10 protein-coding genes and 2 pseudogenes are annotated in these 12,738 nt (G+C 71.6%); 1 reads left to right on the forward strand and 11 read right to left on the reverse strand.

Annotation, left to right across the window (positions count from 1 at the left end; genetic code table 11):
- Positions 1-12 precede the first annotated feature (12 nt).
- The 9 genes and pseudogenes from EKH77_RS06350 to EKH77_RS06390 form a co-directional block, all read right to left on the reverse strand.
- A complete protein-coding gene (locus EKH77_RS06350; protein WP_126913451.1) occupies positions 13-1,440 on the reverse strand; it encodes an FAD-dependent monooxygenase in 1,428 nt (475 codons plus the stop codon).
- Positions 1,441-1,449: 9 nt separating this feature from the next.
- On the reverse strand, positions 1,450-2,136 hold the full coding sequence (locus tag EKH77_RS06355; RefSeq protein WP_240667240.1) for a VC0807 family protein: 687 nt from the start codon (positions 2,134-2,136) through the stop codon (positions 1,450-1,452).
- A 14-nt stretch (positions 2,137-2,150) separates the two neighbouring features.
- Positions 2,151-2,798 (reverse strand): TetR/AcrR family transcriptional regulator, encoded by a 648-nt coding sequence (locus EKH77_RS06360; protein WP_126913452.1) that lies wholly within the window; start codon positions 2,796-2,798, stop codon positions 2,151-2,153.
- Positions 2,799-2,853: 55 nt separating this feature from the next.
- Complete coding sequence (locus tag EKH77_RS06365) at positions 2,854-3,615, reverse strand: SDR family oxidoreductase (protein WP_126913453.1); 762 nt, start codon at positions 3,613-3,615, stop codon at positions 2,854-2,856.
- 140 nt (positions 3,616-3,755) lie between these two features.
- Positions 3,756-6,014: pseudogene (locus EKH77_RS06370) on the reverse strand (TIM-barrel domain-containing protein); the annotation flags it as partial.
- A gap of 139 nt (positions 6,015-6,153) precedes the next feature.
- Positions 6,154-7,383 carry a cysteine--1-D-myo-inosityl 2-amino-2-deoxy-alpha-D-glucopyranoside ligase gene (gene mshC, locus EKH77_RS06375; protein WP_126913454.1) on the reverse strand — a complete coding sequence of 410 codons (1,230 nt, stop codon included), beginning with the start codon at positions 7,381-7,383 and terminating at the stop codon, positions 6,154-6,156.
- Positions 7,384-7,537: 154 nt separating this feature from the next.
- Positions 7,538-8,359, reverse strand: coding sequence for an SCO1664 family protein (locus EKH77_RS06380; RefSeq protein ID WP_126913455.1), 822 nt, complete (start codon positions 8,357-8,359; stop codon positions 7,538-7,540).
- Entirely contained in the window at positions 8,323-8,913 is a 591-nt protein-coding gene (locus EKH77_RS06385; protein WP_126913456.1) for a DUF3090 domain-containing protein, read from the reverse strand. The genes EKH77_RS06380 and EKH77_RS06385 overlap by 37 nt, the downstream gene beginning before the upstream one ends.
- 108 nt (positions 8,914-9,021) lie before the next feature.
- Positions 9,022-9,717 carry a histidine phosphatase family protein gene (locus EKH77_RS06390; protein WP_126913457.1) on the reverse strand — a complete coding sequence of 232 codons (696 nt, stop codon included), beginning with the start codon at positions 9,715-9,717 and terminating at the stop codon, positions 9,022-9,024.
- 64 nt (positions 9,718-9,781) lie between these two features.
- Here EKH77_RS06390 and corA point away from each other — a divergent pair, with 64 nt between their 5' ends.
- Positions 9,782-10,774, forward strand: coding sequence for a magnesium/cobalt transporter CorA (gene corA / locus EKH77_RS06395; RefSeq protein ID WP_126917907.1), 993 nt, complete (start codon positions 9,782-9,784; stop codon positions 10,772-10,774).
- A gap of 40 nt (positions 10,775-10,814) precedes the next feature.
- On the opposite strand, the pseudogene EKH77_RS06400 reads toward corA, so the two are convergent.
- Together EKH77_RS06400 and EKH77_RS06405 are read right to left on the reverse strand one after the other, a co-directional pair.
- Positions 10,815-11,336, reverse strand: a pseudogene (locus EKH77_RS06400) (ferritin-like domain-containing protein); the annotation flags it as partial.
- A 240-nt stretch (positions 11,337-11,576) separates the two neighbouring features.
- Positions 11,577-12,626 carry an LLM class F420-dependent oxidoreductase gene (locus EKH77_RS06405; protein WP_126917908.1) on the reverse strand — a complete coding sequence of 350 codons (1,050 nt, stop codon included), beginning with the start codon at positions 12,624-12,626 and terminating at the stop codon, positions 11,577-11,579.
- Between the last annotated feature and the right edge of the window lie 112 nt (positions 12,627-12,738).

Below are 12,738 nucleotides of genomic sequence, written 5' to 3' on the forward strand. Positions count from 1 at the left end.
GTAAGCAGGGGTTCAATCCCCCGGCCCGAACCACCGCTCCAGCGCCGCGCGGAGCGACGCGCCGTCCCCGGCCGGCCCGGCCCAGCACACGTACCCGTCGGGCCGGACCAGCACCGTCCCGGCGACGCCCTCGGGCGCGGGCCCCATGTCGACGCGCCCGGCCCATGGCAGCGCCGCCCCGCCGTCGGGGCCGAGCAGGGCGCCTCGTCCCGCTGTGAGGCGGACGGGCAGCCGTGCGCCCAGCAGCGGGTGGCCGGGGGCGCCCGGCATGTCGTAGCGGATGTCGATGCCGGAGATCATGCCGGCGATCCGCCGGTTCGCCTCGGGCATCGCCAGGAGGCCGCCGAGGATGCCGCGCAGGGCGCGCACGTCGTCGTCCGGCCACATCATGACGCCCTGGGCGCGGGTGTTGGCCAGGACGTCCGCGCCGACGGGGTGCCGTTCGGAGTGGTAGGTGTCCAGGAGCCGTTCGGGCGTCCGTCCCTGTCCCCGTCCCCGGACGGCGGCGGCGAGTTTCCAGCCGAGGTTGAAGGCGTCCTGCACGCCCAGGTTCATGCCCTGGCCGCCCGCCGGGAGGTGGACGTGCGCGGCGTCGCCGGCGAGCGCGACCCGGCCGCTGACGTAGCGCTCGGCCTGCCGGGCGGCGTCGGTGAACCGCGACGCCCAGCGCACCTCCAGGAGTTGGGGCCGGAAGCGCTTGGCGGTCGCCAGCGCCGCCCGGACCTCGTCGTCGGTGACCGGGTCGTCCTTGTCGTGCTTCTGCTGTTCGGGGCCCGCGAAGAGGAAGCGGTGGACGCCGTCGCCGAGCGGGATCAGGAACACGTCGCCGTCGTCCTCGTCGGGGTTCGGCAGCCGCCAGTCCGTGGGCAGGGCGCTGTCGTCGGCGAGCACGATGTCGGCGACGACGAGGGAGTAGCGGCCGTCCCGGCCGGGGAAGCCCACGCCGAGCTCCTTGCGGACCCGGCTGCGGCCGCCGTCCGCGCCGACGAGGTACGCGGCGCGCAGCCGCCGCCCGGTCCCGTCCGGCCCGGTGACGGTCGCGGTGACGCCGTCGGCGTCCTGGGTGAGCCCGGCGAGCTCGTGGCCGCGCAGCACGGGGATGCCGTACGTGGCGAGGTGCGCCTCCAGGAACTCCTCGACCCGGGCCTGCGGAATGCCCACCTGGTACGGGTAGGCGGTGTCGAGCGCCGTGTAGTCGAGGGGAATCCCGGCGAAGTGGCCGCCGGGGAGGGTGGTGACGGCCCGGTCGAGGACGGGGTCCAGCCAGCCGCGCATGTCCAGCATCTCGGCGGTGCGGGGCTGGAGGTTGAGCGCCTTGGACTGGCCGGTGCGCTCGGGCAGCCGTTCCAGGACGACGGCGCGGACGCCGGCGAGGCCCAGTTCGTTGGCGACGGTCAGCCCGGTGGGCCCGGCGCCGACGACGATGACGTCTGTGTCCATGTGTTCCCCCTAGACCTTCAGCCCGTGGCGGGTGATGTACCGGTTGTGGAAGACGAGCAGCCCGGCGAGGACCACCAGCCACTGGACGGTGCTCAGGGTCGGCACCAGATCGACGGGCGCGGTGCAGGCGAGGACGACGCGGACGCCCGCGTCCAGGGTGAGCACGGTGCCCCACACGGCGGTGATCACCCGGATGGCCCGGCGGAACGGGGCCTCCGTCTCCCAGCGTGCCTCCCACTCGCGCCAGCCGGTCTCGCCGATCTTCGCCACGACGATCGCCTGGGCCATCGTCATCATGAACGGGCGCCGGGTCAGGAGCGTTCCGAGCACCCAGAACCCGGCGAGGGCGGCGAGCCAGCTGTCCCGGACGAGGAGCGTGCGCGGATCGCCGGTCACCATGGACATCAGCGCCCCGACGACCATCAGCGTCAGCGTGAAGACGGCCATGACCTCCACCCGGCGGCGCTTGACCATCCCGTGGACGAGCCACGGCAGAGCCAGGAGGCTGCCGATCGCCAGCGCCGCCCACTGGCTCACGCCGGCGGCGCGCAGCCCGTAGTAGCCGCCGAGCGGCAGGGCAAGCTCGAAGACGAGCTGGAGGACGAGGAGCTTGCGGAGGGCGGCGGTCTTCTGTGCCGGCGTCCGCGCCGGGGCCGTCTCCTGACTTACCTGTGCTGCTGCTTCGGTTCCCATCATTCCCCCCGTTTTCCTTACCTGTTGTCTTTCCTGGTGGCACGGTCGAACAGATCGGCGAGCTCCCGTCCGCAGGCGACGGCGTCGAAGTCCGGGTCCTTGGCGGCGCGGGTCACCACGCTGTCGATGGCCCCGCGGATGGCGAGGGCCATCACGCGCGGGTCGAACTCCCCGAATTCGCCGGCCTTCTGCGACTCGCGGATCAAGTGGGTGTGCATGTCCACGAGCGAGTCCATCGCGGCGCAGAACTCCCGCATCGAGTCGTCCTCGCCCCGGAGATTGGCCAGCACCTCGACCGCGGCGGGGAGGTGCTTCGGGAACTCGCCGATGAGCTCGATGTTCGACTCGATGTAGGCGCGGAGCCGCCCGGCGCCCGTCGGCTGCGCCTCGATCCTCGGGACCATGTACCCGTCCGCCACGCGGAAGACCTCGGCGACGACCTCCCGCATGAGGTCGTCCTTGCCGGCGAAGTGGTACGAGATCATCCCCGTGCTGCTCAGCCCCGCCTGCTTGGCGATCCGGGTGAACGTCGCCTTGGTGTACCCCACTTCGGCGATGACCTCGATGGCGGCCCCCACGATCTGGGCCCGCCGCGCCGCCTCGGTGAACGTCCGGGACGAGCCCTTCTGATCGTCCTGCTTGTCCGCACTACTTCTTGCTCGCATGAGCAAAACGTAGCGCGTGCTTGCTCGGCCGAGCAAGAGTTGGCTCGCGTATTCTTCAGCTGGCCGTCCCGACCAGCCCTCCATTGACGAAGAGGGTCTGCGCCGTCACCCATTTGGCCTCGGGCGAGACCAGGAACCGGACGACGGGCACGACGTCGTCGGGGTCGCCGATGTCGCCGTTGACACTCATGCTCTTGAGCCAGGCGATGTTCTCGTCGGTCTCGGCCGGATAGAAGAAGCTGGTCTTGAGCGGCCCGGGCGCCACGCAGTTGACGGTGATCCCGCGCCCGCCGATCTCCTTCGCGAGCGACTTGGTGTAGTGCTCGACGGGGCTCTTGCTGCCGGCGTAGCCGCCGTAGGTGGGGGCGGTGACGCCCACGATCGTCGTGATGAGGTTGAGAACCCGCCCGTGGTCGGCCATCTTCGTGGCCGCCTCCTTCATCAGGAAGAACGGGATCTTCGCGTTGATCGCGAACATCCGCTCCCACTCGTCCTCGGTGAACTCCGCGATGGGCTTGCGGACGATCATCCCGGCGGTGTTGACGAGGATGTCCCACTGCCCGAACGTGTCGATCGTCGCGTCGACGAGCCCCGTCACCTCCTCGACCCGGGTGAGATCACCCTGCCGGGTGGCGGCCTTCACCCCACGCCCGGCGAGCTGCCGGGCCACGTCCTCGGCCTGGTCCCGTTTGGAGTCGCTGTTGTAGTGCACCATCACATTGGCGCCGTCCTCGGCGAGCGCGGCGGCGAACCGCGCCCCGAGATTCGCGGACCCACCGGTCACGATGGCGGTCTTACCGTCCAGGACACGGGGCATGGGGTTCTCCTTGCGGGCACGTTCACGGCCCCCTGCCGCTCATTCTCGAACAGTTCCGCGTACGACGCGCGTTTTCACCCACCGGTGGTCAGGCCCTCCGAACGGAGGGCCCGGCCACCTGTCGCCTATCGGCCAGCGAATCCGCCTGAATCAGCGGAGTTCGTCAGCGCCAACGTAAAGGAACGATCCGTCGCCCGCGTCCCCGTCTTGACCCGCGCCACGCCGCCCCGGTCCCCGGCGTCGTACCACCAGCCGGTCTCGGCCGCCTCGAAGGCCGCCTTCGATTCCAGCCTCGGGAGTTCCCGGCCGTCCAGGGAGGCCGCACGCGGCGCCTTGCCCATGTGGACCGTGAAGTCGTACGGGCGGGACGTCTGTTTGCCGCGGAAATCGCCCCGCGACGCGTCCAGGGACAGGGTGATGTCACCCTCCTCCCGAACTCGGGCCGTCAGTTTCTGTTCCGCGTAGGCGCCCTCGCGGTGGGCTCGGGTCACGCCGTCGTCCTCGTAGAGAGTGAAGGAGGACGTGCCCTGCGGGTAGACGTCCCAGGCCATGGGGGAATCCGCCGTGCGGTCCTCGGCGGAGCGGATGCCGGGCCACATGGGGATGTTCGCGCCCGCCTTCACGAAGAGGGGGAGGGTGTCCAGGGGCGCGCGGTAGCCGTTCAGGGTCGTCGGGCCTTCGTAGACGCGGCCCGTCCAGTAGTCGGTCCACTTTCCCTTGGGGAGGTAGATGCCGTTCCTGACGTCCGCGTCCTCGTGGACGGGAGCCACCAGGAAGTACTCACCCGTCAGGAATTCGTATTTCGCCGCGTCCGACGCCGCCTTCGGGTCGTCCGGGTATTCCAGCGCCAGCGGGCGCACCGGGCCGACGCCCGTGCGGGTCGCCTCCGCCGCGTAGGAGTACATGTACGGCAGCAGGGATTCCTTCAGTTTCAGGTATTTGCGGTTGATGGAGGTGTACGGATCGCCGTACCGCCAGGGCTGTTTGTCGCTCGGCGCCCAGCCGTCCATCGTCATCACGGCGGGCAGGAACGCCTTCCACTGGAGGTCGCGGACGTATGTCTTGGGGCTGCCGCCGAAGATTCCGTCCACGTCGCCCGTCGTATAGGCGAGTCCCGACATCGTCGCGCCCGCGTAGGTCGGGATCTGCCAGCGGATGTAGTCCCAGGAGCCCTTCTGGTCGCCGGACCACTGCACTCCGCAGCGCTGGGCGCCGGACCAGCTCTCGGGGGCCCAGGTGAAGCCGCGGGCGTCGCTGTTGTCCTCGATACCCTTGTAGGCGTCCTTGCAGCCGTCGAGGGCGAATTTGTAGCCGTCGCCGACCCAGGCGACGTCGAGTTTGGCGACGCGCTGGCCGGCCTTCACCTGGTCGGCGAGTTTTCCGAGGCCGTCCTCGGTCCACAGGCCCATTTTCATCCGGCGGTCGCCGAGCCCCTTGTTGACCTCGGGCAGCTTCTCGTAGCCGCAGCCGTAGCCGTCGTTGACGAGCATCCAGCCGAGCGGCATGTCGTGGTCGACGTATCCGTCGGCGACTTTCAGGGCGTCCAGCGTGCGCCGCTCGCCCCGGTTCTTGTTGTGCAGGTAGCAGTCCGAGTCGCCGATCTCCAGGCCGTACAGCGGCGGCAGGAAGGGCCGGCCGGTGAGCCTGGTGTACCCGCCGATGACGGCCTTCGGTGAATTCCCCGCGAAGTAGTACGCGTCGAAGCGGCGTTCCTTCTCGCTCGTGGTCACCGGGTCGGTGAAGGAGTACGTGCCGGGGGCGTAGGTGTTGCGGTAGACGCCGTAGCCCGCCGAGGAGAGGTAGAACGGGACGGAGTTCGGGTGTCCCCCGTCGTTCCAGTTGTAGTCGACACCCACCTCGACGGTCTTTCCCCGGTGCGAGGTGCTGCCGCGCCCGTTCTGCATTCCGGCGCCGTAGAACTGCTCGTCGGCGCCGCGCGCGAGGCTCTGGGTGGTGGTGTCGTCCGTCCAGGAGATGCCCTTGGTCTCGGACCACAGGCGGCTTCCGTCGGCGCGGTGGAGGGCGAAGCGCAGGGGCTTCTTGTACGCGCGCAGGGTGACCGCCGACGTGCTCAGCTCGTAGCGGTCGCCCCGGTCCCGCCAGCGGGTCGCCGGGGGCGGACCCTGCCGCTGGACGATGTCCTTGCCCGCCGGGTCGGTGAAGGTGCCGTCGGGCGCCAGCTCGATGCGGAAGGTGTCGGCCGCCACGAAGCTCACCCGTGCCGCCGCCTCGCCCGCGCGGAAGTGGAAGACGGGTCCGGCGGTCGAGAAGGCCGTGATGTCGCCGACCGTCCGCCCGCTCACGGTGGCGTTCACGGGCTCCGCCGGGCCGGCCATCGCCGCCGCCAGGCCCAGGAGCGCGCCCGCCACCGCCGTTCTCAGACGTAATCGATGCCTCATGCCCGCGTGCTTAACGCACCCGTCACGGGCGTCACCATGGACTCGCGCATCGCGCACATGGACTTATGGACGACGAGACGACGAAGGGGCGCCCCGCGTCGCCGCGGAGCGCCCCTGAAGGACGGTCGGACTCAGCCGGTCAGAGCGCCACGCCCAGCAGCGCGTCGACCGCGCGGGACACCAGGCCCGGCGCCCCCTCGTCCGTACCGCCGTCGGCGGCCTGGGCGGCGGCCCAGCGGTCGACGGCGGCCAGGGCGGCCGGGGAGTCGAGGTCGTCCGCGAGGGCCTCGCGGATCTCCGCCACCAGCGCGTCGGCGGACGGGCCGTCCGGGCGCGAGACGGCGGCGCGCCAGCGGTCCAGGCGCTCCAGGGCCTCGGTCAGGACGTCGTCCGTCCACTCCCAGTCGGCGCGGTAGTGGTGGGCGAGCAGCGTGAGGCGGATGGCGGCCGGGTCGACGCCCTCGCGGCGGAGCGCGGAGACGAAGACCAGGTTGCCCTTGGACTTCGACATCTTCTCGCCGTCGAGGGCCACCATGCCGGCGTGGACGTACGCCTTGGCGAAGGGGTGCTCGCCGGTGAGGGCCTGGGCGTGCGAGGCGCCCATCTCGTGGTGCGGGAAGACCAGGTCGGAGCCGCCGCCCTGGACGTCGAAGCCCATGCCCAGGTGCTCCAGGGCGATGGCGACGCACTCGATGTGCCAGCCGGGCCGTCCGGGGCCGAGCGAGGCACCGTCCCAGCTGGGCTCGCCCGGGCGGGCGGCCATCCACAGCATCGGGTCGAGCGGGTTCTTCTTGCCCGGGCGGTCCGGGTCGCCGCCGCGCTCGGCGGACAGCAGGCGCATCGCCTCGGCGTCGAGGTGGGAGACGCCGCCGAAGGCGGGGTCGGAGGCGACGGAGAAGTAGATGTCGCCCTCGAGCTCGTAGGCGGCACCGGCGTCGCGCAGCCGCTCCACCAGCGGGACGATCTTGGGTATCGACTCGACGGCGCCCACGTAGTGGCGCGGCGGGAGCATCCGCAGGGCGGTCATGTCCTCGCGGAAGAGGGCGGTCTCGCGCTCGGCGAGCGCGGTCCAGTCCTCGCCGTCGCGCACGGCCCGCTCCAGCAGCGGGTCGTCCACGTCGGTGACGTTCTGGACGTAGTGCACCTGCCGCTTGGTGTCGAGCCACACGCGCTGCACGAGGTCGAACGCGTTGTAGGTCGCCGCGTGCCCCATGTGGGTGGCGTCGTACGGCGTGATGCCGCACACGTAGATACGGGCGACGGGACCGGGGGCGAGAGTCAGCCGCTCACCGGTCGCGGTGTCGTGGATCCGGAGGTCGCGGCCACTGCCGGGCAGGGCGGGAACCTCAGAAGCGGGCCAGGCATGCATGTCCTGAGCGTAACCGGATGAGGGTTCCGGATACGAACCCGGATCCCGCAGTTGGCCGAAGTCCCGTTCTTGCGCGCGGCTTCCCACATGTGTATTCCCATGCGCCGGCCCGTAAAGATCACACCGGGGAGCACACCGAGGAGCACACCGGAGATCACACAGGTGGCCAGGGAATCGCCGGCCACTGCCCGCTCGGTTCACGGTGGCGCCGCGTCCGCAGCAGGTCCGCCACCCGGCCCCGCAGCGCCTCGATCTCCGCCGGAGTGATCAGTTCCGCGAGACGGGAGGCCAGCGGCCGGCCCTCCTCCAGGTCGGCCGACAGCCGGCGCAGCGCCTCCAGCGCCTCCTCCGGCAGCGGTTCTCCCGCCCATCCCCACAGCAGCGTGCGGAGTTTGTCGTCCGCGTTGAACGTCACGCCGTGGTCGATGGCGTAGAGCCGGCCGCCGGGGGCGGGCAGCAGGTGGCCGCCCTTGCGGTCACCGTTGTTGATCACCGCGTCGAGGACGGCCAGCCGCCGCAGCCGTTCGTCGTCGGCGTGGACGAGCAGCGCGGTGCGGTCCTCGCCCACCTCCGCGAAGCCCACGGCCTTCCAGCCGGGGCCGGGTTCCTCGCCCTCCACGAGGGCGAGGAGGGCCTCCTCGTCGGCCGAGGCCTCTATCCACAGCTGGCACATGCCCTCGCCGTAGGGCCCGTCGCGCAGCACGGTGGGCGGGACCAGGCCCCAGCCCATGGCCTCGGAGAGCTCGTACGCGGCGACCTCGCGCTGGGCGAGGGTGCCGTCGGGGAAGTCCCACAGGGGCCGCTCCCCCGCGACGGGCTTGTAGACGCAGGCGGCGCTGACGCCCTCGTACTCGACCGTGCAGTACAGGACCGCGTTGGACGCCTCGCGGACCCGGCCCCGGACCGTCAGCTCGCCCTTGGCCAGGAGCTCGTGCGGGGTCACGCTCCCCGGCGGTATCCGTTCTGGCGCGGGCATACGTGTCCCTCCGGGTCGAGCGGCAGGCTGCACAGCGGGCAGGGCGGCCGGCCCGCGTTGACGACTTCGAGCGCGCGCTTGGCGAAGGCGCGGGCCATGGTGCCGGTCAGCCGGACGCGGAGCATGGGCGGGCCGTTCAGCTCGTCCTGCAGCAGCCGCTCCTCGGCCTCGGCGAGGTCCTCGTCGGTGCCGGCCTCCAGCTCGACGAGGGCCTGGGCCTCCACCACCATGCGTTCGCCGTCGCCGTCCCAGGCCAGGGCCATGGTGCCGACGCGGAACTCCTCCTCGACGGGGGTGTCCAGCGGGGCGGAGTCGGCGAGCTCGACGGGGGCCACGGCGGGCACCGGGGCGTTGCCGCCGGTGCGCCGGACGACCTCGTCCAGCAGCTCGTCGATGCGCTCGGCGAGGGCTTCCACCTGGGCCTTCTCCAGCGCCACGCTGGTGACGCGGCCGGCCGCGCTGGCCTGGAGGAAGAAGGTGCGGCGGCCCGGCAGCCCGACCGTACCGGCGACGAAGCGGTCCGGTGGGTCATAGAGGAACACCTGACGGGACAACGTCCTGCTCCATGGGGTTCGGAGGTCACTTGCGGGTTTGCGTTCCGGTCGCGGGCGCGGGGCGGTGGCCCCGGGGTTCCCGCGTCACCACCCTACTGCTCGCGACGATCACGGTGCTCCCGCACCACCCCCGACCGCCGCGTCCGCGCCCTCGCCGCCCGGGGCGGCCGGTCGGGGGGCGAGTGCCGCGAGGTCTCCGGTGTCGCCGAGGCGCAGCAGGTAGGGGCGCAGCCGGGTGTAGCGGATGGCGGTGACCGAGCAGGGGTCGGCGGTGATCCGCTGGAACTGGTCGAGGTGGAGGCCCAGGGCGTCGGCGACGATGGCCTTGATCACATCGCCGTGGGTGCACATCAGATAGGCCGCGTCGTCGCCGTGCTCGCGCTCGACGCGCTCGTTCCACCCCTGGACGGCGTCCACGGCGCGCGTCTGCATGGCGCGCAGGGACTCGCCGCCGGGGAAGGCGGCGGAGGAGGGGTGGCGCTGGACGACCTCCCACAGCGGTTCGCCGGTCAGCTCGGTGAGTTTGCGGCCGGACCAGTCGCCGTAGTGGCACTCGGTGATCCGCTCGTCGGTGTGGAGCGGCAGCCCGGGGCGGGTGGCGAGCAGGGGGGCGAGCGTCTCACGGCAGCGCAGCAGCGGGCTGGTGACGGCGGCGGCGAGCGGCACGTCCGCGAGGCGGGCCGGGAGGGCGGCGGCCTGGACCGTGCCGCGTTCGTCCAGGGCCACTCCGGGCATCCGCCCGGCGAGCACTCCCCCGGTGTTGGCGGTCGACCGGCCGTGCCGGACGAGGATCAGCGTGGGCATGACCGTCAGCCTACGACCACCGTCCGGGCCGCGACGGGTGTACGGCGGACGGATGAGCGGCAGAATGGCTTGCGTGATCGTGGATTGCGCCATCTACCGGCACGGGGAGCGCGCCGAGGGCCCGGCCGAGCTGTCGGACGCGCTGGAGGCGGCCCGGGCGGAGGGCGAGTCGTTCGTCTGGATCGGGCTGTACGAGCCCACCGAGAAGGAGTTCGACCTGGTCACGAGCGAGTTCGGGCTGCATCCGCTGGCCGTGGAGGACGCGCTCAACGCCCATCAGCGGCCGAAGCTGGAGGTCTACGACGACTCGCTGTTCCTGGTCCTCAAGCCCGTGGTCTACGACGACGCGCGGGACACGGTGACCACGGACGAGGTGATGGTCTTCATCGGGAACTGTTTCGTGGTGACCGTCCGGCACGGCGAGGGCAGCCCGCTGGGCGAGGTGCGGCGGCGGCTGGAGCGGGATCCGGGCATGCTGCGGCACGGGCCGACGGCGGTGCTGTACGCGGTGTGCGACGCGGTCGTGGACCACTACACGGACGTGGCGATCCTCCTCCACGCGGATCTGGACGAGCTGGAGGCCGAGGTGTTCGCGCCGCTGGGCGAGGACGTGCGGCACACGGCGTCGCGGATCTACTCCTTCAAGCGCCAGGTCGTGGAGTTCCGCCGGGCGATGCTGCCGCTCGTCGAGCCGATGGCGCGGCTGTCGGGGACGGAACTGCCGTTCGTGGACGAGAAGTCCTGGCCGTTCTTCCGTGACGTGAGCGACCATCTGGCGCGGGCGAACGAGTCGGTGGAGGGCCTGGACCGGCTGCTTTCGGACATTCTTTCCGCGCATCTCGCGCAGATGGGGGTCCAGCAGAACGACGACATGCGCAAGATCTCGGCGTGGGCGGCGATGGCGGCCGTACCGACGATGATCGCCGGGGTCTACGGGATGAACTTCACCCACATGCCGGAGCTGCGGCAGCCGTGGGGCTATCCGGTGGTGGTGGCCCTGATGGCGGGGCTGGTCGCTTGGCTGTACCGGCTGTTCAAACGGCGCGGGTGGCTGTGAGGGACGGGCCCCGGCCCCGGTGGCTATGAGGCTCCGGTGGCTATGAGGCTCCGGTGGTCCGGACGAACTCCGGGGCCGTCGTCACCGGGCCGCCCAGGGCGTCGCGGCGCTCCGGCACCCGCAGGGTGACCATCCGGCGCCAGCCGCCCAGGCGCTCGTAGGCGTACAGGGCGTGGATGCCCGCCGTGAGCGCCGCCGACTTGGCCGCAGGCCAGCGCAGGATGCGGCCCATGCGCGTCATGACGGCGAGGCCGACGTCGCGGTGGACGGCGATCTCGGCGAGGGCGCTGCGCCGGAGGAGGTCGTGGATGACGCGGACGGCGGCGCCGATCTCGGGGTGGCCGGCGAAGTGGCGGGCGAGCATGTCCATCTGGTCGGCCGCGCGCTGCTCGGTGACCCGGCTGTGGGCCAGGTACGTGATGATGTCCCGTTCGGTGAGCGGCTCGTCGGCGCGGAGCTTCGTGTGCGGGAGCCCGATGCCGCGGCGTTCGAGGAGCATCGTGTAGTCGGTGTCGGCCGGCACGGTGCAGGGTTCGAGGCCGCGGCGGCGCAGCAGGCCGTTCCTGGCCGTGAGCATCGGCCTCACCTCCGTAGGCACCCCAGTCAAGTGCGGTGCCCGGGAGGCGGCAATCAGGGGACCCCGACGGCTCGGCCGAACGAAGGACGGCGGTTAAAGATTCCGGATCGCCCCGGCGCGTAACCCCGTGGGCGCCCGGGCGTTGTGTTCGGTGTCGGCCGTGGCGGGGAAGACGACCCCCGAGCCCCCACCACGGCCGCGGACTTCTTTCGTCCGTACGGAGTGCTATGCGAGCCCGGCGCGCTCCAGGGCCTCGACGCCGGTGCGCAGGGCGGTGATCCGCTCGTCGAGGGTGAAGCCGGCCGGGGCGAGCGACAGGGTGGTGACCCCGGCGTCCGCGTAGGCCTGCATCCGGTCGGCGATGCGCTCCACGGGGCCCAGCAGGGTGGTGGAGTCGATCAGCTGCCGGGGGACGGCCGCGGCGGCGCCCGCCTTGTCGCCGGAGAGGTACTTCTCCTGGATCTCGGCGGCCTCCTTCTCGTAGCCCATGCGACGCGCCAGCTTGTTGTAGAAGTTCTGCTTGGCGCTGCCCATGCCGCCCACGTAGAGGGCGGTGTAGGGGCGGAAGACGTCGGCGAGGGCGTCGACGTCCTCGCCGACGGCCATGGGCACGGTCGGGACGAGGTCGAAGCCCTCGAGGGTCTTGCCCGCCTTCTCGCGGCCCGCGCGCAGGGCGCCGAGGGTGGTCTCCTCGGCGTGCTCGGGGGCGAAGAAGATCACCAGGGCGCCGTCGGCGATCTCGCCGGTCTGCTCCAGGTTCTTCGGGCCGATCGCGGCGATGTACAGCGGGATGTGCTCGCGCACGGGGTGGACGGTGAGCTTGATGGGCTTGCCCGGGCCGCCGGGCAGCGGCAGCGTCCAGTGCTCGCCCTCGTGGGAGACGCGCTCGCGGGCCATGGCCTTGCGGATGATCTCGACGTACTCGCGGGTGCGGGCGAGCGGCTTGTCGAACTTCACGCCGTACCAGCCCTCGGAGACCTGCGGGCCGGAGACGCCGAGGCCGAGGCGGAAGCGGCCGCCGGAGAGGGAGTCCAGGGTGGCGGCGGTCATCGCCGTCATCGTGGGCGTACGGGCCGGGATCTGGAAGATCGCCGAGCCGACGTCGATGCGCTCGGTCTGCGCCGCGACCCAGGACAGCACGGTGGGCGCGTCCGAGCCGTAGGCCTCGGCGGCCCAGCAGACCGCGTAGCCCAGCCGGTCGGCCTCGCGGGCGACCGCGAGGTTGTCGGCGTCCATCCCGGCCCCCCAGTAGCCGAGGTTGATCCCGAGCTTCATCCGGCCCATGTCCACGCCCCTTACTCATCAGTAACGTCGTCGTTGCCGGGACTCTAGCGCGCGGACCCGGGCCGCGTCACCGGTCGGCCGGGCGGGGGCCGTGGCGGGATGA

Source organism: Streptomyces luteoverticillatus (assembly GCF_003970715.1).
GTDB lineage: Bacteria > Actinomycetota > Actinomycetes > Streptomycetales > Streptomycetaceae > Streptomyces > Streptomyces abikoensis.